A 24079-nucleotide genomic window follows, 5' to 3' on the forward strand; every position below is an offset into this window, starting at 1 on the left:
CTGGGCATGGTCCTGGTCGACGGACGATCCCCCACCGTCACGGACCTGAGCTGCCAATTCGTCTTCAATCAAGCCCGCAAGCTGCTCTACAGCGCCATCACCGCCGGCCACGCCGAACGCCTCGGCATCGACACCGGCTTCCTGACCGCCATCCCCTTCGGCGGCACTGGCCTCAAGCAGCGCTCCCGCAACCCCTTCAGCGACGACGTCGCCCGCGCGCTGACCGACGAGACCAACCTGCGCCGCCTGGAGGAACTCGACCTCAACGACCGGGGCCTGCGGGACATCTGGGAAACCATCGTCGCCACCGGGCGCCGTTGCAGCGAGGTCGTCGGACTGCGGCTGGACTGCATCGGCCGCTACCGCGGTCTGGCCATGCTGTGGCACGACCAGACCAAGGTCGGCAACTACAACGAGGGCATCCGCATCCCCGAACCCGTCTACCACCGCCTCGATGCCCGCCGCACCAAGACACTCCAGCTCTTCGAAAAGCGCTACGGCCGCACCCCAGCAGCTACCGAACGTCCCGGCCTGGCCCTGTTCCCCTCCCGCGTTCGCAACCCCAACGGCCGGCAGCCAATCTCCTACGGCCATTTCAACCAGCGCTTCAAGACCTGGATCGTCGGCCTCGACCTCGGCGGCGCGTACGTCGCCCACCAGGCCCGCCACACCCTGGCCACCAATCTGCTGCGCGCCGGCGCCACACTCACCCACATCCGTCGCTACCTCGGCCAACTCTCCGAACGCATGGCCGAGCACTACGTCAAGATCACCAACAGCGACCTCGAAGACGTCCTGAACACAGTCTGGGTAGCTGGGCCCGGTGCCCCCCCAACCCAGGCGAACTCCTTTCCGGCGACACCACCCCCATTGTGGATTCCCGGTTCTGATCTGGGGCGCGTTGGGATCTGAGCTGGGCACACGCGTTCAAGCTGGATGGCCCGAACCGAAGCGCACGTGGGGCCTGGCCTGTGTGGGTTGTGTTCTGTATAGCTATGGCCAATGCTATGCAGAGCTGTGAGTTCGTGATGGAGCTGGAAAGTCGCAACTAGCGCTGGAATCCCTATGGGCTTTCTCTCATTTGTGCAGGTCAGAGGCATGCGAGGGAGCGCGGTGTCGCAGGTCGGGTGGCCGACGCGTCGGCTTGAAGGACAGGCGGTCGGCCTGCTCGGCGGGGTGTGTCAGGGGTGGTCTTGTGTCTGTCGAGCAGCGAGATCCTCGATGATGCTGGACTGCTCGCGAATGTCGTCTGCCTGCGCGGGGGTGGGCTCGTACTGTGTGAGGCTGCTGATCTCTGCTCTGGCCGCAGCGATGTCTCCGGTACGGGCGAGGACCACGGCTCGGTGAGACCTGAGTCCGACGATGAGTTCGGGCAGGTTGTAGGCCTGGGTGATGGGCAGGAGCTGCCGGTCGATCAGGCTCAGGGCGGCCTGGGTTTCGTCGAAGCGCAGCAGGGTCTCGACCACGTCCTGGCCGAGGTCGACGGCGGACCGCCAGGCCCCGGCGATCATGTAGAGCTTCATCGCGGGGAACGCAGCGCTGCCGTAGTCGAGTTTGAGGTGACGGCAGCACTTGACATGCATGGCGAAGCAGTCGGCGAGGCGTTTGTAGTCGTCGGGTGTCTCGCTGTCCGAGCAGGCTTGCTGCAGTGCCTCGATAGGTCCGTGGAGGTCGGCCGGGGCCAGGCCGAGGTGATCGCAGTATGCGTCAGCGAGCTCTAGGGCCTCGGGGCCTGCGGCTCGGTAGCTGCCCGCGTGGTAGAGCCCCTGAACGTAGCCGTAGCGCAGGGCTCGCTCCAGGAAAGAGGGGGCGGGAAGTTCAGCCAGGGCTGTCCTGAATGCGACATCGAGGGCTTCGATGTCACCGGTGTGCCCGTGCAGAGGGAACTGGCGGGTGGCCACCAGGACCTTCTCGCGTGGTCCGATCCCGCTGCCGCCCTCTGAGACGAGGGCTTCCATGGCGTGGACGTGGCGTGCGTAGGCGTCCCAATCGGTGTCCCCGTATGCCCAGGTGGCCATCGCACTGTGCGCATCAAGGCGGTCGACGGCGTCCCGACCCGGGTCCTGCGCCACGTCCGCGATCACCGTGCGCAGTTCGCGTGGGAAGCCACCCTCGTAGAAGCCCTCTTGGCTGGTGATCTCCAGCAAGAGGTCGATCTGGCCGGTATCGGCGAGCAACCGCATCCAGCGGGCCAGCCGCGGCAGCTCCCTGTGACCCTCGAGGAGATCAGCCAGGGTCTGCTCGACACGGCGGGCGGCTTCCTCAGGCAGGTCATACGATGCAAGGAGGGCCAACGGTGCGGCCGCATCGTGGAGTTTGGCGAGACCGTCGGCGAATGTCTGTACGAGGCCGAGGCCTGCGAGTTCGCGAACGGCCCCGGCCGCGGTAGCGGGACGTGTCGGTCCCGCGGCTGCCGCCAGCTGCTGCAATTCCGGGCTGCTCAGGGGAACTTCGGCGATGGCCATGAGGCCGGCCATCGTGCGTGCCGGCACGGAAAGGTGCCCGAGGGTCTCTGCCAGGATGCGTTCCTGGGCCGTGGGGGCGAGGTGGGTCTGCTCCTGCACCGCCGCGCAGAAGGCGGCACCGTCACCTGCGTAGAGAGTGCGGGTGAGCGCCGCGGAGTTGAGGACGTACAGCGGCAAACCAGCTGTTAGCGCCAAGACCCGCTGTGCGGTGGGGTAGTCCAGGGTGCAGTTTTCGGCGGCGAAGACGGCGGCCACGGTGTCGGAGTCCCAGCCGGGCAAGGACTCGGCGGGGACACCCAGATGCGCGGCGAGCGCGGTCTGCTCCGGGTGGGGGTGGCCCAGCAGCGTGATCCGGGCCGTCGCCAGCGCCTGGACAAGCAGTCGTACGTCGTCGGATGGGAGGTCGTGCACGTTGTCGATGACGACCGCGATGGCTGTGCCGTCGTGGGCCAGTCGGCCGTGCACGGCCCGAAGGACGTCGATGCCGGCCCCGCTCGGCAGGCGGAGGGCATCGGGCCCGCTCAGGTGCCGGGCAGCAACCTCCCGGGCCAGCGCACCGGGCGCCACCGCGGGCGGCATCTGGCCGGCATCGAAGTAGGTCACCGGGAGTGGGCACCGGGCGGTGGCGTGCGCCGCCCAGGTCGTCTTCCCGGCCCCGGAGAAGCCCGTTACCAGCCGCACACGCTGCTCGCCCGTCAACTCCGGTTCGCTGCCATGCGGCCAGTAGACGTCGGGAACCTGGGGAAAGGCCTGCAGCTCCTCGACGAACTGCTCGTACAGGGCGGGCAGTTCACTGGCATGAAAGGCTCGCCCATGGGCTCCGGCACTCGCGTACTGGACGCGGGCAGCCAGCTTCCACACCAGCGTCTGCGCTCCCAGGGACCCGAACGGCACCTGGGCGGCCTGCTCGGTGCACCACTGCAGGACACCGGTGAGATCCGCAGCAGCGGGCGGCAGCCACGTCTCCTGCGGATCGGGATGGCCCGGCCACACCAGCGACACGCCCGCCGGCCAGCCCGGCTGCTGGGTCCGTCGCAGCAGATCCGGACCCGGTGCGGTATTGCTGACCACAACCAGCTTGGGCGTGCCGGGGCGCCGCCCTGCCGTGTGCTCCGCGCGTAGCTCGGCGAACTGCTCGACCGACCCCCTGATGTCGCTCCACATCAGATTGCCCTGCCGGGTCTTGACCTGCAGGTAGAGATACCTATCCGGGAGCACGACCTCCAGGTCCTCGTCCAGCTCCATCAGCAGCGTTTGCGCACCGGCCTGACGCAGCCGCAGCAGGCAGCCCACGGCGTACAAGTTCTGGTAGGTGAATCCGCGGTGCAGGGACGTGATCCGCCGCAGCTGTGCCGCATTGAGCGGGGCGGCCGGCCTTGCGGCGGTGTCGCTGGCCGGTGGCGGTTCCTTGTCGTGCACGCCGCCAGGGTAGCGGCCCGCCCGCAGCAGCCGTACGTCCCGCATCGCAGTGTCCGGGCCCGCCGCCTCCCGCAACGCGATGCCGGCGGCCGTCAGAGCGCTGGAGCAGGCAATCTCGCCGTCGCCGAGACCGAATTGGTGCGCAGGGCGCTGGTCAGCGCAGGGTGCAGGGGCCCAAGGGGCCGGGATCCGGAAAAAGCTCGCGGACGGGAAACGGCATGCCCTCCCAGAACCCCCGGCCCGGGGAGCCTTCCAGGCCGCACCCGCCGTGACGCATGTTCGTCTGCCGAGACGGTCGTGGACCGGCCAGGCCGGGCGATGAGAAAGGGCCGAGCCTGCCAGGGCACATGAGGCGTCGAGCAGGACCCACCCCGCAGCGCCACCGGATTCCACTACGGCCCGCAGCGGCCGATCTTGGTGCATGGCATGGCATGGCATGGCATGGCATGGCATGCCAGGTCAGGCCGCAAAGCAAGCGCCGACACAGCTCGTGGGCCACCACCCCGTGATGGTCGCCCGGTCCCGCCCCTGCTCGCGAAGAGGCCGCGTGCCCGGCCGTCTCCGGGGCGGGCAAGGACCCCTGACATCTCCCCTGTTGACGCATGAAATGCCTGATGAGGCTGTGTTGTCAGTGGCGCATGGTAGATGTGAAGACAGGGAGAACTTATGCGGTTTTCCTGCTAGTGTGATGCGCCAGAAATTCTGAGGGTTAGTTCTGCTCTGTTTTCTGGTCGGTGGTTCCGACCTTGGTGAGGTAGTCGGCGAGGGAGTTGAGGATCTCGTCGGCTGTCTTGGTCCAGGTGAAGGGCCGCGGGTTCTCGTTCCAGGTGTTGATCCACGCAGTGATGTCGTCCTCCAGTGCCTTCACGGAGGTGTGGACGCCGCGGCGGATGAGCTTGTCGGTGAGCAGGCCGAACCACCGCTCCACCTGGTTCATCCAAGAGGAGCCAGTGGGGGTGAAATGGACGTGGAAGCGGGGGTGTTTGCCGAGCCACGTCCTGATCTCGGCGGTGTTGTGGGTGGCGTAGTTGTCACAGACGAGGTGCACGTCGAGTCCGGCGGGCACGGCCTTGTCGATCCGGATCAGGAACTTCTTGAACTCGATCGCCCGGTGGCGGCGGTGCAGTGCCGATATGACGGTGCCGTCGGCGATGTTGAAGGCGGCGAACAGGCTGGTGATGCCGTGCCTCAGATAGTCGTGGGTGCGGCGTTCGGGCATGCCCGGCATCATCGGCAGCACTGGCTGGGACCGGTCCAGCGCCTGGATCTGGCTCTTCTCGTCCACGCAGAGTACGACCGCCTTCTCGGGCGGGTGGTGGTACAGGCCGACAACGTCGACGACCTTGGCGACGAACTGCGGATCGGTGGACAGTTTGAAGGAGTCCTGCAGGTGAGGTTTGAGGTCGAACCGCTTCCAGATTCGCCCGATCGTCGACTTCGACAGGCCGGTGCGCTGGGCCATCGAGGCCCGTGACCAGTGCGTGTCCTGGCCCGGGAGCGACTCCAGGGTGGCCACGACGACCTCCTCGACCTGGTCGAGGAGGATCGAAGGCGGCCGGCCCGAGCGCGGCTCGTCATGCAGACCATCGAGGCGTTTTGCGATGAACCGGGCCCGCCAGCGGTCCACGGTCGACCTGTCGATGCCGAGGTCGGCCGCAGCCTGCTGGTTCGTCCCGCCCTCCGCGCAGCGCAGCACGATCTTGGCCCGCAACGCGAGGAACTGGGCGGTCTTGGCCCGCCGCGCCCACTGCTGCAGCTGTCTGCGCTCAGCATCGTCGAGGATCAGGTCGGCCTTCGGCCGGCCAATCCAGCCGGCGTCCTCAAGTCCAGCCATCCGCTCTGCGGCGAAAGCCCGACGCCACTTGCCGACCGTTTTGGCCTGGACACCAACGAGCCGTGCGACACCAGCGTTTGACATGCCATCAGCACACGCCAGGATGATGCAGGCCTTCTCAGCCGACCGCCGGTGCGGCATTTTCGTCCGGCGCACCAACTCGGCGCGCTCAGCCTCGGACAACGTGATCGCCACAGCAGAAGGCCCCGAATGCGACATGACAACAGGGTACTTACTAACCCTCAGAATTTCTGGCGCATCACACTAGTTGATCAAAGCCGAGTGAAGAGGCAGGGCATGGTCGAGACGGAACTTCCCGAGCGTGGGGTGGTGTTCTGGCCAGTCGGCACGGGCGACTCCACCACGATCGTGCTCGGCGGCGACCTGGTCCTCCAGGTCGATCTGCGCGACATGAAGGCCGCCGACGAGAAGGGGGCGGTGGTCGCCGCGGTCATCGACCGTCTGGCAGACACTTTGCCGCGCCCGGACTGGCTGGACGGGGAGACCCCCTACCTGGCGGTGTTCGCCCTGACACACGCCGACCTGGACCACTGCTGCGGGTTCGGTGACCTGCTGGACAGCGGCATCCTGATTGGGGAGATCTGGGCAACGCCCCGGCTGTGGCGGGAGATCTCCGAGGACAAGACCATGTGCCAGGACGCCCAACTCTTCCAAGAGGAGGTCGAGCGCCGTGTCGCCGCCACCCTGGAGGCGATCGAGAACGGTGAGGAGCCCGCCAGCGGCGACCGGGTACGGATCATCGGCTACGACGACGACCGCGACCAGCACTCGTACAACGAGCTGCCCGACGAGTACTTCACCTTCCCCGGCAAGACGATCACGATGATCGACGGCAACGACCTGTCGGAGACGTTCGAGGCGTTCGTCCACGCCCCGTTCAAGGGCGACTGCGCCGGCGAGCGCAACGAGACCTCCCTCGCCCTGCAGATCCGCATGCACACCGGCGACGGCACCACGGGCCGGCTGCTCCTGTTCGGCGACCTCGCCTACCCCACGATCAAGAAAATCTTCGACAACAGCGAGTACTTCGGCAACACCGACCGGGTGGAGTGGGACCTGCTGCTCTCCCCACACCACTGCTCCAAGAAGGTCATGTACGCCAAGGGCGAGGACGGCGAGGAGGAGCTGAAGCAGGACATCCTCGACCAGTTCGAGACCTACGCCAGTGCGGACGCGCGAGTGATCGCCAGTTCGCGGCCCTTCCGGGACCAGGACGAGAAAGGACACAATCCGCCCCATCTGCTGGCCCGTGACGCCTACGAGGAGATCACCGTTCTGCCGGTGCTGTGCACGGGGGAGTACCCCACCCAGGACGAGCCCCGGCCGGTGGTGTTCGCCCTGGAGCCGTTCCTCGGGTTCGAACTCGTCGACGTCGCCGAGCTGGAGAGTAAGTCCCTGGTGATGAAGGCCGCGGGCGGCGGCCGCCGGATGCTGGCCGCGCTGGGCACCACCCGCTTCCCCGCCGCCGCATTCACCGCCACCGCCGCCCTTCCCTCCCCGCGGGCGGCCGCCGCCGCGCGTAGCGCCGTCGAGCAGGCCCGCGGAGACAAGGCCGCACCCGCCACACCCCTGGGATTCGGTGACGCGTGAACGACCGCACCACTACGGCCGTCACGTCCGGCCAGCAACTCGCCCTCGACCAGCTCCGGCAGATCACCGGCTCAGCTCGCGGCGGGGTCTTCCTCGCCCATGTGGACACGGCACCCGCAGCCCCTAAGGGCTTCGTGGAGGCGCGCATCAGCGTGGGCTGCGCCGGTTTGCCCCGCGCCGAGGGCGGGCTGCGGCTGCGCAGCGAGGAGCCCGTCACGCTCTACATCCCGCCGGACTTCCCCTTCGAGACCCCGATGGTGTACACCCGGCACAGCCGCTTCGCCGGGGCCCCGCACGTCGTCTGGGCCCATTTCCCGTGCCTATACCGCTCCACGGCGACCGAGTGGGACACGGCCGACGGCATGTACGGGTTTGTCACCCGCCTGCTGGACTGGTTCCGGGCCGCCGCGGCCGGGGAACTGGATGCGCCCGGCGAGCCCCTGCACCCACCCCACGCGGTGGGCGACTACGCGGACGGCCTGCTCGTCGTCCGCCGCGACGCGCCCGCTGCCGAGGACGACGAGCCATGGCTGGGCGCGGCCCTCCTGCACCGCAGCAGTGAGGAGCGCAGTGACGTGGTCGGCTGGCTCCCCTTCGGCCAACCGTGGCCCGACACCCTCACCGATGCCCGCGCCGCAGCCCAACTCCCCGATGCCGTCGAGGTGTTCCTCGCCCCGGCCGTGATCACCGCAGACCACCTGACCTTCGAATACCCCGACACCGCCCGGGCGCTCATCACCGCACTCGCCCGCGGCCGCATCACCGCGCGCATGGTCCTCGGCCTGGTCGGTCTGGCAGCCGACCACAACCGCCGCCTGCGCACTACCGCTGAGCAGACCGGGCCGGACGGCACACCGCATCCCCTCACCCCGGTCCATCTGCTGCTGGGCACCCCCTCTCGGGGGACCAGCGGCCATGGCCTCCGCCGGACCCACCTGGTGGCCTGGCACCTGCCAGACTTCGCCGACAAACTCACCCGCCTCGCCGTCACCGCCTACGTCGACCGCCAACTGCCCGAACTCGGCGACGAGATCATGCAGATCGGCGAGGAATGGCTCGACGCCCTGACCACCCGGTGGCTCCGCCTGTACGAGGCCCGTCCCGAGGTAACCGTCCGCCGCGATCACCACACCCCGGCGGCCTGGCTGCACGGCAAACGCATCCTTGTCCTGGGCGCCGGGGCACTCGGCGCGCCCGCCGCCGATATCTGCGCCCGAGCCGGCGCCGCCCGCATCACCGTCGTCGACCAGTCACTCGTGCATCCCGGCATCCACGCCCGCCAGCCCTACGCCGACGCCGACATCGGCTGTCCCAAGGCCGACGTCCTAGCCGCCCGCCTCAATGAGATCGACCCGCACGCCACCCGCATCGAGCCCGTCGTCGCCGACATCACCCGCCGTTTTTCCGCCCTTGACGTGCACTCCTTCGACCTGATCCTGGACTGCACCGCCAACCGTGTGGTGCGGGCCTACCTCGAACGCGCCCGCCGCACCGACCCGACCGCCTGGCCGCACCTGGCCACCGTGATGATCGGCCACCAGGCCACCTGCGGCATCGCCGCACTCTCACCTCGCACGGCCACCGGCGCCGGCACCGACGTGCTGCGCCGCACCGCCCTGACCGCCCGCACGGATCCCACCCGGGCCCTGGCCGACATGGTCGAGGACTTCTTCCCTACCGAGCCCCGCACCGAGCTCTTCCAGCCCGAACCCGGCTGCTCGGACGCCACCTTCACCGGCTCCGCCGCCGACGTCACCGCCCTGGCCGGACAGCTCATGACCGGCATCCTCCACGCCCTGAACGCCCCCGACGACCAGCACACCATGGCCGCGCTCACTGTCCGCGCCCCCAGCGGTCCCACCGATACCCAGCCCGCCGGACCGCGCTGGCTGACCTGGCCCAACGACACGATCGTCACCGACGACGCCACCAACTACGACGTCCGCATCGCCCCCGCCGCCCTCGCCGAGATGCGGGCCGAAGCCCGCCGCGGCGCACGCGTCCGCGGCCCCCGCGTCGAAACCGGCGGCATGCTGCTGGGCACCATCGACGACTCCACCGGCATCATCTACGTCGACGAGGCCACCGGCCCGCCCCCTGACTCTCTGCTGAGCGAGGCCTACTTCCAGCACGGCCTGGAAGGCGTCACCCGCCACCTCGCCGCCCGCCGCACCGCGACCGGCAACACCAGCCGCTTCCTCGGCCTGTGGCACACCCACCCCCACACCCCGGCACAGCCCAGCGCCACCGACCGCACCGCCATGGAACTGCTGACCCTGCCCCTGGACGACGCCCCCGCCCGCGCCCTCGTCCTCATCGCTGGCGGACCGCAACCCGTCTGGGACAAATGGCTCGCCACCGGAGAAGGACCCGACCTCTACGCCCGCCTCGCCACCCGCACCACCGCGACCACCACCCCACCAGCTCCAACGCTGCCGGCAGGCCGCCCCCGCTCGGCCCTATGGTGGCCCGGCGGCTACGCCACCCGCCCCACCACCGCCGACAGCACCGTGCCCGCCCCACGCCGATCGGACGATCCTCGCCCATGACCCGCACCCTCGGCCTTGCCCTATCCGGCGGAGGCTCCCGCGCGGCCGCCTTCCACCTCGGCTGCCTGCGCGCCCTGCACGACCGCGATCTCCTCGACCGCATCCGCGTCGTCTCTGGCATCTCCGGCGGATCCCTGCTCGCCGCCCTATGGGCCTACGGCCCGCCCCACTTCGCCGCCTTCGACGCCCGCACCACCGACCTGCTGCGCTCCGGCCTGCAACTCGACATCGCACGACAAGCGTTTACGCCCTCTGCCGTCATCCGCAACCTCACCGCAGCCGCCCGTGCCGGCACCCGCCAACTGTTCACCCGCACTACTGACGTCAGCGTCGCCCGTCCCGCCAACCGCACCGACGCGCTCGCCGCCGTCCTGGCCCGCAAGGCCTTCGCCACCGCCACCATGGCCGACGTCACCCACCCCGGCCTGGACGTCGTCCTGACCGCCACCGACCTGGCCACCACCAACGCCGTCCGTTTCGGCAGCGCCCGCAGCGGCTGCTCCCGCTACGGCACCATCACCGAGCCCGTCCACGTCGCCACCGCCGTGGCTGCCTCCGCCGCCTATCCCGCCTTCCTGCCAGCTCTGGAGCGCACCTTCACCTTCCAACACCCCGGCGGACACCACGAACAGCACACCGTGCTGCTCACCGACGGCGGCGTCTACGACAACCTCGGCCTGTCCGTCCTGGAACCCGGACGCTCACCGCACCACACCCAGCACGTCTACGACGTGCCCTTCATCATCGCCTGCGACGCCGGCGTGGGCGAACTCCCCTTGCAAACACCGCACTTCATGACCGGCCGCCTCAGCCGCTCCTTCGTCACCGTCCATCGCAAAGCCCAGGACTCCGCCCGCTCCCGCCTGCACGAATGGGCCGCCAGCGGACGTATCGACGGCTTCGCCCTGGCCTACCTAGGCATGAAGGACCACCGCCTGCCCGCACCGCCCGCCGACCTCGTCCCGCGCAGCGCGGTCGCCACCTACCCCACCAACTTTCGTGCCATGAACCGCACTCACTTCGACGCTATCACCACCCGCGGCGAACAACTCATGCGCACTGTCCTGCCGATGTACCTGCGCTCTTCCCAGCGCTGACATACAGCGGCCAGCGCATTCCTACGATGCGCACACCAGGAAGCCCGTCGACCGCAGCGCGGCGAGGGGAGGGTGAGAAACCACGCCCTCAGACCCCGGGCCATCGCCGCGGCGTGCGTGAGCCGGTACGGGCTACAGGTTGCGACGGCAGCTCTCTTGGGCCAGTCCGGGCAGGCCGTGCCGAGACCACCAGTGGAGGTGCCCGTCGGAGAACTGCGGCTGGGTGAGGTCCGCCCCGGTCAACACGATCGGCAGGACGGGATGAACGAACCCTTGATGATCATTGAGTGTGATCGGGGGATGCGCGCACAGTCTCTGCAGAGCGTCCCGCTCGCTGGGCTCAAGGTGATCGCGGAGCACGGCGGCCAGGAGGTAGCACTCCACCCCCTGCTCCCGAAGGCGGGTCTGAATGGCGGTCAGCACGGCGAGGTCGTCCTGGTTGATGAGATCGCCCGGCTGGGCACTCAGCCCACCCTTGACCTCGCCGACCACCGCCACCGGCTGCGGCCCGTCGTCCAGCACCACCACGAGGTCCACCTCACGCGGCCCACCCGGGAACTCGAAGCTGACGCCGAGCTGGCACGTCATCGTCGTCCCGCCGACAGCGGGCAGCAAACCGGCAGGAAAGAGCTGCTGGTGGTAACAGGCAAGAACAGTCGCGGCCGCCATCACCGGCCGGGTCTCGGCCATCAGGTTCCGCGTGATGCCATCCGCGAGTCGGAAATGCCAGTCAAAGCGCCGTGGTGATGAGCCCAGGAGATAGCCGAGCGGAAACTGGCGCCCGCAGTGCGAGCAGGTCATTTCCGCTTCCAGCCGAGGCGCGGGCACTGTGGTGAACCCCCTGCACTCAGGGCAGTGAAGCGGGGCGACCGGCTCCAGAAGGCCACGCTGCTGCAGGGCCAGGACCACCTTCGTGGCGTAGCTCGCGCGACCGTCCGGCGTGCTCACGGGCCCCGGCCAGTGCTCCCGGTGCTTGTTGGCGAGTCCTACGAGCCGGTCGTGGACCAGGCCGTCGGCACTCTTGGACGCCGTGTGGAGCACCTGCCATACGGCGGGCTCGCATCCGGCCGCGCTGCTGATGCCTCCCAGGCGGCGGATCAGCCCTGTCACCTTGCGCCCGTTGACCTCCTGGCGCGGCTGCCAGCCGGAACCGCGGAAGAGGCCGTTGAGGATGTCGGCGTTGTCCAGCAGGCACAGGCGCACCTCGTCGGTGCCGCTGTCGGCCAGGACACCGCAGACCCTGCCGCCGCGGGCGGGCCGGTGAAATGGTTCCGGATGATTCGCGGGCTGTGTATCGAGCAGATTGCTCAGCGAACGCAGGTTGGGCACCAGGGGCGTCCAACCGGGATGAACGTCACGCACATCGGTGAAGGTGACGTGGGCCGCCACGATTCCGGCGTAGTGACGGTCCGGCCGCCAGCGGGCCGGCCCCACCGGCGGCATCGGTACGGCCAGAGTCCTCTGTTGCGGCGCAAGGGGCACCGAGAATTCCTTGACCGAGGCAGTCAGGAACGGATGACGCCCACGCCGGGGCAGAGCGTGCTTCACCGAGCTGCCGGGCAGCGCGGTGATGCCCAAGTCATCCAGCAGGACGGCGAGATCCTCAGGAATGGGAAGATGCCGGGTGATCACGCTGATCGTCGGTCCCAGGTCGAGACCGTCGCCCCGCACCGAACGGCCGAGTGCGTCCTCGCGTAGGGCGGCGCGGAGCCATTGCTCAGCCACGGCGCGAACCCGGTCGGCATGCGTTGCCGGCCAGGGCAGAACGTGGTGACCGGCAGCCCGGGCGGTCCACAAGAGCATGAGATCAGCGGGATCCGCTGCATCCACCAGGACGATCACGCTCGTGGAGTCGTCCGAGTCGTACTCCATATCGAGGCAGGTCAGGCCGATCGGGGTGACCAGACCCTCGAAGGCAGGAACGGGGGCATCGACCCCGATCGTGCGGCTCTCGGCAACGCGAGCGAAGCGGGACCGCAGTTCGGCCGCGGCAGGATAGTCGCCGTAATGGCCGAACCACACCTCGAACAACGGGCCCAGAGGATCTGCCGTGTCCCACTCGGGCAGCACGAACGCGTGCTGGGGTGCGGGGTCATCCAGCAGCCACTCCACGCCCAACACTCCCGGAGCCGCCAGCGGTTCGTGACTGCCGAAGGGAGTGCCGTGATCAGGCTTCCACCGGTAGCCCTCTTGACCCGCGACCTCACACGCTGCGGAATCGCCCGCCACTGGGTAGAAAACGTCGACCGCAAGAGCCTCGGCAGTGTGAAGAGTGTCCGGGGCGTCGGGCGCCAGCCACGGAAAGTACGCCCCGCCCCAGACACAGGTGCAGGCCTGCACCGCGCTGGAGACGGCCTCGGCGTCAGGCTGGAGAACCATTCCGACCCGAACTGGCCGGACGCAGATCATTCCACTGGCGTGCCCGCTCTGAGCCATCCCGCATGTCCTCGTCCGTCCCGCTCAACAGCGACAGGCTACCGCTCAGGGGCCCCGGGGGCTGTCTGAGTTGGGCGATGTCCGGACCCGTGCATCGCCCGACCTGGCTGCGTGCCATGAGTGATCCGGCTGTGGGACCCATTCGCCCCGCGCTCAGAAAACCATGTGCCGCTGACTGGGCACCAAGGCCCCGTCACCGCCCTTGCTGCCCTGCCCATTCTGACGCCGAACGTGACCTGCTCGTCAGCGCCTGCTCGGACGACGCCAGCATCCGCGTGTGGGACCACCACACGGGACAGGAGGTTCTCCGCCTGGTCACCGGCGCACCCGTCACCTCATTCGTCGTACTCCCCGCCAGCTCCGCCAACCGCACTACCGCTCCCGCGGTCATCGTCGGCAGTCCCACGGGAATGGCCGCTGTCACCGTGCACCTCCAACCTCCAGGCGCACAATGCGCGAGGACCCCTGAACTCCTTCCAGGCACCGATCCAGAAGGGCCACAGAGCAGCGACCACCCCCACAACGGTGGGTCGGCCCCCGCGAAAGGAACCCCCGCTGCAGTGTTGACATTTGAGCAATGATTCGCGAATCATGAATCATGTCTCAACAGGACGTGGAGCGGCTGCGTGAGGCGTCCGTGCGGGTCTTCGGCAACCGCTACCGGGCAGAGCTGATGTGGGCGCTCGCGGCAGCGGGCGAGCGGGGCGTGTGCCTGGGAGACCTTGCCGCCGCCCGCAACGCACCGGCGAGTGTCTACCAGGCGCCGATCCGGGCCCTGGTGGAGGCCGGGCTGGCCGAGCGGCTACCGAGGACGCCGGGGGAGCGGCGCCGCTGGTACCGGCGCAGCGACAACGAGACGCTCTGGCAGTGCCTTAAAGGCCTGTTGAGCTGTTTGGCAGAACAGTCCGTACCCATGCGGGTTGGATAGTCGGTGGGGCCGCCGCGTGCGGCCGGAGCCCGGTGAGGCAGGGTGGAGGCCATGGTGACCTTGGCGAACTCCGTGATCAGCCGTTCCGTGCGGACGGCTTCGGCCGCCCTGCTGGAGGCGGGCACCCAGACCAAGGCCGCCTCCCTGCAGGGCATTGAGGCCCTGTTCTTCCACCGGCTGGACGCCGCCGAGCACGCCCGGCGCCAGGACGCCGCCGCAGGACGGCTGGATCGGATGGCGGCGCTGGAAACCCTCCTGACGCTGCCGGTGGGCATCCCCGTCCCCCTCGCTGCCCTCGAGGCCGGCCGGCGGCGGGCCGTACGCGCCCTGCCAGCGGGCGCCGCGGACCGTGACCGCACGACGGTGACCCGGCGCGCGGTCCGGCCGGTGCGCGTGGACCTGGCCGTGGTGCGCGCCGCCGGATGGCGCCAGGGACTGCGGGACGCGGGCCGGTTCGCGCCGTTCTGCCGCCGCGCCATGCTGCTCACCCGCCGCCCCGCACACCTGGAAGAGCTGCTGGCCGAGGCCGACTTCTACGGCATCGGCGTGTTCCTCGCCGCCGAGCACGGTGTGGAGATGCTGCTCGCGCCGCAGGAGTACCGGCCGCAGCGGCACACCGCCGCCGCCTGGTGCTTCGTCGAGGAGCTGTATCAGCTCCTGCGCTGATGGTCGGCCTCCGCCTGCCCGGTCGCTCCGTCCGTCACCGAGGCCGGGGCGGCCAGCGCCCACCGCTTGAGCTGCTGGGGCACCTTGAAGGCGTCCGGCTGCCGCAGTTGCGCGTTCACCAGCGGATACCGCTCCACCGCCGCGCGGCAGCGCTCGTGCCACCACTGCTGGCGCGCCAGCCCGGGAGTGATCGCAGTCAGCGTGCGCAGCCACTCCATCAGCACGGCCACATTGTGCGCGGTGGCCCGTGCCGGCCGTTCGCCAGCATTGCTGGCGAAATCATCCAGTGCCCACACCCCCTCACACGCCGCGCAGCCGCAGACGGGAGCCTCCGCACCGGCGAAGCGGTCGGCCAGGGTCTTGCCGAGGAAGAAATCCATCAGCTCGGCGAACAGCACGTGCGGCGACGTCGAAAAGCCCTTGCTGGTCTTGGCCTTCTCGCCAGGGGCCACGAAGTGCCGCAGCCGACTGCCGGCACCGAACGCCGTGAACGTCGCCCCCGCAGCCAGCGCGCCGAAGGCCGCCAGATCGGTGCGCAGCAACGCCGCTCCCGGCACTTCCTCGATCACCCGCCGCAGGTGGTCGACGGCCCGTGCATGACGCGCGAGAGGGTCCATCTGCCCGCCCAGCATGATCGCCTTGGGCCCCTTCACCAGCCGCAAACAGGCGATCAGCTGCCGCACCGCGTCCTCTTCCCGCAGCCAGCCCACGTCGACCGGCGCCGCGAAGACCACCTGCGCATCGTCCAGGTCGGCCACCCGCCGCACCGCCGCCTTGAGGGCATCGGAGTCCTCGGCGCGAATGTAGCCGGTCGGGGTCACCGGGGCGGTAACACCGACCGCCCGCTGCTCCGCCAGCGACACCTCAAGCGGATCGTCGAAGGCGAAGGTGTCCTCCGACGCGGGCGGGAACGGCTCCTCCTCGCTGGCCGCCCGCACCTCGTACACGGCCGGATCGACCAGCAGCGGCCCGCTGAACTGCTCCTGCTCGCGCAGCCTCTTCGCCTTCCGCAGCGCGTTCGTCCCGCACAGCACCAGCCCGCTGCGGCCCGCATCAAGCTGTCCGAGCAGATAACCGACACGGGCTGGAGACACCTGCAGCAGCATGCGCCCCTGCAGAACACCCAGCGCACCGGACAGGGCCTGCGGCGCGTCAGGAGGTTCCGTGAGATCGGAGCGCGGACGCGGCAGCGGAGCAGACGGGTCGATCATGGCCTCACCTTCGAAACGGCTCAGGGGATAACGAGCGGTCGCCTGCCACATACAGGCGCTTGAAGTCCTCGGGCAGCAGGCGGGCGCACGCGGCCGCCTCGTCGATCGCCAGGCCCCGGTCGGACAACAGGGTGTCCACCAGCGCCGGCACACGCGTGGGCCGCTCCAACTCCACCTCGACCGGTTCGGCCGTGCGGTAGCCGAGCGCCGACATCTCCACCATCACCGTGCGGTACTGCCATTCGGTGATGGCGTTCAGGGTGAGCGCGCGCCGCAGCAACGCGCTCATCGACACCCGCCAGACGCGCTTGAGCTCCGCCAGCCGCGCCAAGTCCACACCGTCGGCGAACGCCTGCCGGATATCGGCCGCGGGCATCAGGAACTCCGCGGCGAACGCGTCGGCCTGCTTTTCCTGCTCGCTCGACGTGCCGGGCGCGGGATGCATCACCAGATGGCCCAGCTCGTGCGCGACACTGAAGCGGCAACGATCGCCCGGCGCATGGTCGTTGACCAGGACCAGCGGGACCTGGAGGTCGTCCCACTGACTGACCGCATCCAGCAGCTCACTGCCGAGACTGCGCATCACGACCAGGCCGCCGGCCTCCTCGATCGCGGCGATCACATCCGCCACCGGGCCCCTGGGCAGGCCCCAGGCGCGGCGCACCTGGCGGGCCGCATCCTTGGCCGTCGTGAAGTCATCCAGTAGCACGCGGGAGAAGCGGTGCGGCACGCCCGCTGCCGCGGCGGCCTGCGCGAGACCCGTCACCTGCACCCGTACCAGGGCGAGTTGAGCGTGGATGCGGCGCAGCGCAGAGGACGACAGAGAGGCTCTCTTGCGGTGATGGATCAGTCCCACCCCCACCCCGCTCACCCGGGGATCCAGGCACAGCAGGTCTACCGGGTAACCCAGGGCGGCGGCATACAGCTGAAGACGATCGTCGGCGACCACAAGGCGTCCCGACTCCGCGCGGCTGACATACCCCTGGGACACGACCGCGGCCCCGGCAGGAGCGGCCTTGGTCATGGCCGCGGCCACGTCGACCTGCGTCATGCCCCGCGACTCGCGCGCGAGTGCGAGCATGCCGGGATGCGCCTGCAGGTCACCGGACGCCATCACACCCCACCACCTCAGATCAGACCTCAAAACATTAACACGAAATATTCCGGGGCTGATTCGGCTTCCTGGTGGGCTCCGTCACAGCCAACAGCCCTCTGCTGAAAGGGCCGTGCAGCAGACCGGAAACCGCGCGGCCGCCCCCGCCGTCCCCCGGTGATCCGGTCACGGCAGGACTCAGCGGGACCGGCCGGGGTCCGGGCCGGTCAGTGACGGCGTGGTCCGCCCTGCAGCGGCTTGCCGACACGCGCCGGACGGCCCCGGACCGACGGCATGATGTGAAGGCCCCGACGGTGCGGGGGAGTTGCGCACCACATCACGTCCGGGAACGGCGCGTGGTGCGACGCAAGCGAGAAGAGGAATGCGCAAGTGAACACGGTACGAGCCCGGGTGTGGCAGTTCCAGGTGCAGGAGGCGGTGGTGACCGTCACGGAGGTCGGGCAGGGCGAGTTGCCGGTCGGGCTGGCCCGGCTCATCCACATCAACGCGCTCGCCTGCGACCACAACCGCGTCTTCGACTACCGGACCAAGCAACTCGAGGTCCGTCTCCTTGCCAGCTACCTCCATACCGCCGGGGCCGACGGCCCACTTCGGGTCGATCACCGCGCGTTCACGGCGAGCTCGCGGCATATCCGCGGCTTCGTCGCCGAAAGCTCAGGCCTGGGCATGCTGACGGCGGCCGGTGAAGCGCTCTTCGCCTGGGACAACACGGCGCATCCGCTGCACAGCTTCGACGCACTGCCCGGTAGTCTGACGGACTATCAGAACGACGGGATCCGGCCCGATTTGCTGTTCCACCTGCCCGGCGGCCGGGTTGCGGGAGAGGCCCGCGGCCGACACCGCCGCACCAAGACACTCCTGCCGAAACGGCCCCTTGCCGAGCAGAAGAACCGGCTGCAGGACCTGGCCCGCTGGTCCGCCGCCCACCAGGACCACGCCTACTTCATGAGCTGGGTCTGGATCGGCCACTCCGGCGTCGCCGTGGACATCTTCCTCCCCCAGGACAAACGCTGGGACGGTGCACTCGACGTCCGCTGGAAGCGGCAGAGCGAAGGCCACCAGTGGCGCTTTCCCGTGCACGAGCGACGGCGCAGACCACCAAAGGGCCCCCTCGGGCAGATGCCGACCGATGAGTCTGAACCGCCGCTCACCCCGCCGTCCGCCACGGACGCACTGCGGACCGCGATGCCGGTGCCCGTCGCTGCCCGCACACAACCCACGGCCGACCCGCTCTCACAGACCGGCCGCTTGGTGCAGCGGCTGTACGACACCGCCCCCGAACTCGATGCGGAATTCGTCGGCAATCCCGTCCGCGGCACCTGGGTACCCGCCGACGCGCTGGGACCTGCCCAGCACGAGGTGCTGCTGGCCGTCCTGGCCGAACAGCCCCCACCCCAGGCCGGCGTCCGAGAGCGCCTCGCACGGGCCGAAGGCCGCTTCGACGCCTGCCTCGACGGACGTCTGCTGACCGTCGTGCGTTCTGCAGCCGAGCCGCCGCCAAGCTGGCAAGACCTGGAAGAGGTGCTGCTGAGCCCGGCGTGACACACACCCAAGCCTGCCCGTAACCGGTAGGGGTGCCCGACGCCCAGGCGTCCAACGGACGCTGCCCAAGGCCCGCTGGACGCCGGCAGCCTTCCCGCCGGGTGTGGGAGCCCTGTTCTCGGTCATGCCGATCCGGGCAGCTCACTCAGCAGAGCCTTCACGGTCTGCTGCCACCTGCGGGCTTCCTTCCGCAACGGGAACCATGCGTGGGCAGTCTGCCGGTCCAGATCGGTGAACTCCTTCAACCTTGACGCCAGTTCAGCGCAACCGGTGCTGTTGTTGCGGGCTGCCGCAGAATGCCGACAGCGCGGGCACGCCGAGCAGCAGGCTGCCGCGAGGATCGTGCTGTCTGCCCCCGGCCGGTTGCGGGACAGACAACACGAAGGGTCATGCGACGCGGAACGGTACCTGCCGCTCGGCCAGCAGCCGGGCCAGCTGGTCGCTCTCCTCGTCGGGCAGGGCGACGGCGGCCAGGCGGCGGGCGCGGGTGACGGCGACGTACCAGACACGCAGGACCTCGTCGGTGGCCGGGTCTGCGGTGGCCCAGCGCTGGACGCTTCCGGCATCGGGCAGTAGCAGCAGGACACCGTCTGCTTCATCGCCCTTGAGCTGGTGGACGATGTTGGTGCGGATCCCGGTAGCCGCCTGGGGGCGGGACACGGTGGGTTTTCCGGCGGGGCGGCCCTTTCTGCCTTGCGGAGCAGCCCCGGGCAGAGCGGGCCAGGCCTTCATGGCCTGCCAGACCTGCGGCCCCCATTCCCGGTGGGGCGCAGGCAGGCTGTGCAGGAAGGCGAACGCCGTGCGGTTGACCTGTCCGGCCGAGAGACGGTGGCGGGCCATGATGCGGTCGGGGCCGCCGGTCTCGCCCGGGTACCAGTAGCCGAACAGGACGCGCACGGCGACCGCGCAGGCCCGGGCGAGGTCATCGCCGCTGGCGCTCGGGGTGTGGGTGACGGTGCGGGCCCAGGCCAGGCTGGTGATGGCTTTGGTGTTGGGCTTCTCCCGGGTGATGCCCGGCAAGGTGGCGTACTTGTAGGCGGTCACCAGGCAGTCCTTGGACGGGACGGCGTACTCCTCGGCCAGCGTGCGGAAGGCGTCGACGATGCCGGCACCGGTCGGGGCGTGCAGGTGTCGGCTGCCGGAGTCGACGAACCGGGTGGGCAGCACGAGGACGGGGATGTCGTCGTCGCGCACCACGGAGGTGTCCGGCGGGCGTTGCCCCGTGCGTAGGGTGGACGCGAGCCGGCAGATGACGGGGGAGCTGCGCCAGTTGCCGGTCAGACGGTGCGGGGCGGGGGAGAGCTGAGCGGCGAAGGACTGGAGAGCCCGGGGTTCGGCGCCGCGCCAGGCGTAGATGGCCTGGTCCGGGTCGCCGACGAGAACCAGCGGCAGGCCGGCGTCGTGCAGCAGCTGAAAGATCGCCAGGTCGGCGGCGGAGCAGTCCTGTGCCTCGTCGACGACGACTTCCGCGAACCGGGAGAGCAGCGGGGGCAGCAGAGCGGCCGCGGTCTTGGCGTGGCGCAGGTTCCACAGGGCCAAGACCCGCGCCTCGTGCCCGGTCAAATAGCCTTCGTCACACCACGCCTTGCGGGTTTCGAAGATCTTCTTCTCCCACTGCGCGCGGCTGTAGGAGGTGTCCTTGATGAGCTGGCGGGTGTCATAGTCGAGCTTGTCCCAGGCAACAGTCTCGCGCGCTTCGCGGTAGGAGGGATCTATCGTCATGGGGAAGCGGTGCAGGTTGATCTCCCGGTCCGTGCCCTGCATCGGGGCCTTGATGCTTGCCCAGGATTCCAGCAGACGGGGCGTCGGCTGGGCCGCCCGCCGCGGCTTGACCAGGAACTCCCACAGGAACGAGTCGAGCGTGCCGATGAAGTGCGGTGCCTGCACCAGATCGGCGCGGCCCGCCGAGCGGCAGCGCCGGGCCATCTGATCCCGCGCCACCCGCGTGAACGAGATCAGCGCCCGCCCCTTCCGCAGCCGTCGCCGGGGCGACTGCAGATGCCGGTTGGTGATCACATGCGTCTTGCCCGCACCCGGGCAGGCAGCCACGTAGGCAGGCGCGGCCACGGCCATGGCGGCCTGCTGCTGCTTTTCGGCGTCGGCCCGCACCGGATCCGTCTGCTCAGGCGTCGTCATGGCGCGCCCACTGCAGGCGTGCTCGTGTCCTGGGCGGTGATGAAACGGATGGCACCCGCCAGGTAGTCAGGCACCGTGAACGGCACCACCCGGTCGGCCAGCACGTCGGCGAGTTCCTGTGCGAACCGGCCCTTGGAGATCTCGGTGCCCTTCAGGGTTTCTCCGTCCGTGCCGGTGACGGTCCGGCTGGTCTTCGGGACGAACAGCTCCCCGAACGCCAGGGCGGGATCCGTTGCCTCAACGACCTGCTCCCAGCGGTCCTGCGAGTGCGGCGCGCAGCGCAGGAACGCCGCCCGCAAGGCGGTGATGTTGTTCTGCGACCACAGGGCCGGCTCCAGCGTCCTCGGCGCCGCGGCCAGGTGCAGCTCGCCAGGAGAATGCCAGCCGCGCGGCAGCTTCCGCAGCGACTGAAGCCGGGGCGGTTCCGGCTGACCGGGCGCCACGTCCGTGTCGGTGATCAAGGCAACCCGCCGGCCCAGACAGATGCCGTCAACGGGCGCCAAAAGCACCCGCAGATAGACCTCGAACCCCACCCCGTCGACGATCACCCGGGTGGTGCCGAAGAACCGTTCCACCGCCTCGAACGCCTCCCGCTTTGCCGATACATCGGCGCCCTCGTCTGCGGCGAGGACCCGCTCGGCCAGAGCCGGCAGCAGCAGAAGCTCGGAAATACCCTCCACGAGGATCGCCCGCGACGCGAACAGCAGAGCACTCTTCGTGGCATCGAGATAGCGGTCCAGATGCCGCACCCGGTCTGGGCTCAACTGCAGCCGGGGAATGGGCAAAGGCCGCGCCTGCCAGCCGTCCGACAACTCACCCGGGCAGCGCGCCATGACCACCAGGTCCTGAACGCTCGCCGCGGCCGACAGGATGGGGGAGTGGGTGGTGACCACCACCTGCAGATGCCCGGCCGGCTCAGCCGGATCCTCCGACGGCTGCCGGCGCGAGGCGCGCGCCCGCCGCTGCAGGTAACGCAGCAGCAGGGTCTGCAGCTGCGGATGCAGGTGCGCCTCGGGCTCCTCCACCAGCAGCACGGTCAGATCCGCCTCCGCCGCCGCGTCCAGCTCGGCCATCACCGTGGCGATGAACAGGGTGTTGGCGTAACCCAGCCCCGAGGCCGACAACGGGAACGGCTCGGCGGAGACATCACCCAGCAGCATGCGCAGCGACCGGGCGATCGACGCGAACGTCGGTTCGGCCAGGGCCAGTTCACTCGCCTGGGGATGCGCGCCGACCGTCAGATCCCGCAGCGGCTCGTTGATCTTCTCGCTGACCTTGACCACGTCTGGGTCCGCAGCCACCTTCTTCAGCTCGGTGCCGATCCGTTCCACGAAGGCATCGACCTGCTCGTCATCGCCCAGCAGCCCGCGAAGGATCATCCGCACCCGATCCCCGCCCGCCGAGGCCAGCTCCCGCTCGGCATCGCGCAGCGCCGGCAGATAGACATGCCGCACACCGCCCCGCGCCGGAGGGTCCCCCGTGACCGGAAGGCCCGCGCCCTGCGCCCAGACGGTGCTTCCACGCCGCCCGCCCGTTTGCGGCGGCGTCCAGGACACCTGCCATCGGGCGGTACGGCTGTCAGGAGCCCCTTGGGGCAACAGCGCCTCCAGATACGCGCCGCTTTCCCGCGGGCCGATGCCGGCCACGTCCAGCTGCAGGCTGGGGCCGCCCTGCGCGGCCGCGGTGGTGAGGACATCGGACTCCTCGAAATACCGCACGCGCCGCCCATCCAGGGGGTCCGTGAGCAGCCGGAGCGCGTCGATCACGGACGACTTGCCCGCGTTGTTCTCGCCGACCAACACCGTCACTTCCGGCCGCAGCGGAATCTGTACCCGCTCGCACGAACGGAACCGCTCCACCAGCACCTCGGCCACGTACACCGCCCACCCCCATCCCCGGCACATCACTCTGAGTAATAGCGATCATCGGATAATAGTGGGCAGTGTCTGGCGCAGCGTTCAGAACGCGTCGTAAAGCAAAGCGGTCAGCGCAGATGACGGCCCGCGCCACAGGAGTGCCTGCTGCCGTGGGGCCGGGCCCGGCTCCACGTGAGGCGAACCGGGCATCCAGGAGGAACGCCACGTACATCACCAGGCGCTGCAGGCAGTCGTCCCCGAAGCCGATCCGCAACAGCGCCGTGCCTGGTGATGCCCGTCGGCAAGACCCCCCTCGCCTCCGGCAGGCCGGGGCTGGTCTGTGGGGAAAGGACCGGCCCGGGAGCTGCCCGAGACAGCGGTCACGGGTGCCGTGGGTTGTCTCATGCGGTCAGAACTCGTCATCGTCGGGATCGGTGAGGAGCCCGAGTTCTGGATCGTAGTGCAGCGGGGACTGCACATAGCCGTTGTGGAACTGCCAGCCCTGGCGCAGCACCGTCCTGACCGGCGCGAACGCGAGGTTGCCGACCCTACGGCTGGCGCCGAGCGTGGGAACCGCGGTCTGCCCGGGCTCAAGGGAAGGGATCTCCACGATCAGGCGGTGTCCGAGATCCGGCACATAGACGTGCCACGGCGCCAACTGCGCGGGCAGGTGCCCCGGGTAGGGCCGCTCCTCGGTGACCGTTCCGTCCAGCTGAAGCTGGCGGCGCAGGATCTGCGCCAGCCCCGGCCGGTCGCCGCTGCTGGCCGGGATCACACGGTGCACCACCCTGGACTCCACACTCATGCGGCGCAGATGCCCCGAGATGTCCTGGCTGGAGTCCACGGAGTCGCGGTACACCAGCAGTCCGCAGGAGATCGCCATCCATGTGAACAGCAGGGCACGGAACTGCGGGTGCTCCGGCAGATCGGGGTCATCGGCCTGCACCGGCCAGAAGTCGGGCTCGGCGTAGACTTCCTGGTGGAAGGCCAGCCCTCCGTGGATCATCAGCATGGTCGGCTCGGCGATGCCGGCGCGCACACCGGCTGCCGTATCCGTCCACCAGGACCACCAGGTGCCACCATCGTAGGAAGGCCCCCAGGAGACGGCCCGCAGCACCACCCCTCTCTGTCAAAGTAGGTCGAGTCAGGCATACTGGATGATTCGTTGAGTCGAGGGCGGAGAAGGAGTAGTGCCCAGGTGGCCAGCACGAATGA

15 protein-coding genes are annotated in these 24079 nt (G+C 69.3%); 7 read left to right on the forward strand and 8 right to left on the reverse strand.

The features are described 5' to 3' along the window. Positions 1-6 precede the first annotated feature (6 nt). Complete coding sequence (locus ACWD5D_RS42730) at positions 7-912, forward strand: tyrosine-type recombinase/integrase (RefSeq protein ID WP_451378164.1); 906 nt, start codon at positions 7-9, stop codon at positions 910-912. A 269-nt stretch (positions 913-1181) separates the two neighbouring features. Here ACWD5D_RS42730 and ACWD5D_RS42735 read toward each other — a convergent pair whose 3' ends face one another. Then, positions 1182-3884: a hypothetical protein gene (locus ACWD5D_RS42735; protein ID WP_451378165.1), complete on the reverse strand. Its 2703-nt coding sequence runs from the start codon at positions 3882-3884 to the stop codon at positions 1182-1184. A 709-nt stretch (positions 3885-4593) separates the two neighbouring features. Then, entirely contained in the window at positions 4594-5913 is a 1320-nt protein-coding gene (locus ACWD5D_RS42740; protein ID WP_451378178.1) for an IS630 family transposase, read from the reverse strand. A 102-nt stretch (positions 5914-6015) separates the two neighbouring features. Between ACWD5D_RS42740 and ACWD5D_RS42745 the strand changes: the two genes are divergently transcribed. From ACWD5D_RS42745 to ACWD5D_RS42755, 3 genes are read left to right on the forward strand one after another with little or no spacing between them, the layout of a single operon-like run. Continuing rightward, positions 6016-7329 carry a hypothetical protein gene (locus ACWD5D_RS42745; protein ID WP_451378166.1) on the forward strand — a complete coding sequence of 438 codons (1314 nt, stop codon included), beginning with the start codon at positions 6016-6018 and terminating at the stop codon, positions 7327-7329. Beyond that, positions 7326-9878: a ThiF family adenylyltransferase gene (locus ACWD5D_RS42750; RefSeq protein WP_451378167.1), complete on the forward strand. Its 2553-nt coding sequence runs from the start codon at positions 7326-7328 to the stop codon at positions 9876-9878. The genes ACWD5D_RS42745 and ACWD5D_RS42750 overlap by 4 nt, the downstream gene beginning before the upstream one ends. Then, positions 9875-10975, forward strand: a complete 1101-nt coding sequence (locus tag ACWD5D_RS42755; protein ID WP_451378168.1) for a patatin-like phospholipase family protein — start codon at positions 9875-9877, stop codon at positions 10973-10975. Before ACWD5D_RS42750 ends, ACWD5D_RS42755 begins: the two co-directional genes overlap by 4 nt. 132 nt (positions 10976-11107) lie before the next feature. Here the strand turns inward: ACWD5D_RS42755 and ACWD5D_RS42760 are convergent, their stop codons facing one another. Beyond that, the gene (locus ACWD5D_RS42760; RefSeq protein ID WP_451378169.1) at positions 11108-13087 is read right to left on the reverse strand and encodes a hypothetical protein; all 1980 of its coding nucleotides are present in this window, start codon (positions 13085-13087) and stop codon (positions 11108-11110) included. A gap of 922 nt (positions 13088-14009) precedes the next feature. On the opposite strand from ACWD5D_RS42760, the gene ACWD5D_RS42765 reads away from it, so the two are divergent. Together ACWD5D_RS42765 and ACWD5D_RS42770 are read left to right on the forward strand one after the other, a co-directional pair. Beyond that, positions 14010-14339 carry a hypothetical protein gene (locus ACWD5D_RS42765; protein ID WP_451378170.1) on the forward strand — a complete coding sequence of 110 codons (330 nt, stop codon included), beginning with the start codon at positions 14010-14012 and terminating at the stop codon, positions 14337-14339. 51 nt (positions 14340-14390) lie between these two features. Next, positions 14391-15005, forward strand: coding sequence for a hypothetical protein (locus tag ACWD5D_RS42770; protein ID WP_451378171.1), 615 nt, complete (start codon positions 14391-14393; stop codon positions 15003-15005). Here the strand turns inward: ACWD5D_RS42770 and ACWD5D_RS42775 are convergent. Further along, on the reverse strand, positions 14990-16216 hold the full coding sequence (locus ACWD5D_RS42775; protein WP_451378172.1) for a hypothetical protein: 1227 nt from the start codon (positions 16214-16216) through the stop codon (positions 14990-14992). The genes ACWD5D_RS42770 and ACWD5D_RS42775 overlap by 16 nt on opposite strands. Positions 16217-16220: 4 nt before the next feature. Continuing rightward, positions 16221-17330 (reverse strand): ImmA/IrrE family metallo-endopeptidase, encoded by a 1110-nt coding sequence (locus ACWD5D_RS42780; protein ID WP_451378173.1) that lies wholly within the window; start codon positions 17328-17330, stop codon positions 16221-16223. Positions 17331-17699: 369 nt separating this feature from the next. Here ACWD5D_RS42780 and ACWD5D_RS42785 point away from each other — a divergent pair, with 369 nt between their 5' ends. Beyond that, complete coding sequence (locus ACWD5D_RS42785; RefSeq protein WP_451378174.1) at positions 17700-18872, forward strand: hypothetical protein; 1173 nt, start codon at positions 17700-17702, stop codon at positions 18870-18872. A gap of 387 nt (positions 18873-19259) precedes the next feature. Here ACWD5D_RS42785 and ACWD5D_RS42790 read toward each other — a convergent pair whose 3' ends face one another. The 3 genes from ACWD5D_RS42790 to ACWD5D_RS42800 form a co-directional block, all read right to left on the reverse strand. After that, positions 19260-21008 carry a UvrD-helicase domain-containing protein gene (locus ACWD5D_RS42790; protein ID WP_451378175.1) on the reverse strand — a complete coding sequence of 583 codons (1749 nt, stop codon included), beginning with the start codon at positions 21006-21008 and terminating at the stop codon, positions 19260-19262. Then, complete coding sequence (locus ACWD5D_RS42795; protein ID WP_451378176.1) at positions 21005-22882, reverse strand: ATP-dependent nuclease; 1878 nt, start codon at positions 22880-22882, stop codon at positions 21005-21007. Before ACWD5D_RS42795 ends, ACWD5D_RS42790 begins: the two co-directional genes overlap by 4 nt. Positions 22883-23273: 391 nt before the next feature. After that, a complete protein-coding gene (locus ACWD5D_RS42800) occupies positions 23274-23903 on the reverse strand; it encodes a hypothetical protein (protein WP_451378177.1) in 630 nt (209 codons plus the stop codon). Positions 23904-24079 lie beyond the last annotated feature (176 nt).

The organism is Streptomyces sp. NPDC002520, assembly GCF_053595235.1.

Bases quoted from the DNA above. Each gene is read 5' to 3' on its own strand.
- ACWD5D_RS42780 (WP_451378173.1), bottom strand. From the start codon at position 17,330: ATGGCGTCCGGTGACCTGCAGGCGCATCCCGGCATGCTCGCACTCGCG.
- ACWD5D_RS42745 (WP_451378166.1), top strand. From the start codon at position 6,016: ATGGTCGAGACGGAACTTCCCGAGCGTGGGGTGGTGTTCTGGCCAGTC.
- ACWD5D_RS42770 (WP_451378171.1), top strand. From the start codon at position 14,391: ATGGTGACCTTGGCGAACTCCGTGATCAGCCGTTCCGTGCGGACGGCT.
- ACWD5D_RS42765 (WP_451378170.1), top strand. From the start codon at position 14,010: ATGTCTCAACAGGACGTGGAGCGGCTGCGTGAGGCGTCCGTGCGGGTC.
- ACWD5D_RS42755 (WP_451378168.1), top strand. From the start codon at position 9,875: ATGACCCGCACCCTCGGCCTTGCCCTATCCGGCGGAGGCTCCCGCGCG.
- ACWD5D_RS42775 (WP_451378172.1), bottom strand. From the start codon at position 16,216: ATGATCGACCCGTCTGCTCCGCTGCCGCGTCCGCGCTCCGATCTCACG.
- ACWD5D_RS42730 (WP_451378164.1), top strand. From the start codon at position 7: ATGGTCCTGGTCGACGGACGATCCCCCACCGTCACGGACCTGAGCTGC.
- ACWD5D_RS42790 (WP_451378175.1), bottom strand. From the start codon at position 21,008: ATGACGACGCCTGAGCAGACGGATCCGGTGCGGGCCGACGCCGAAAAG.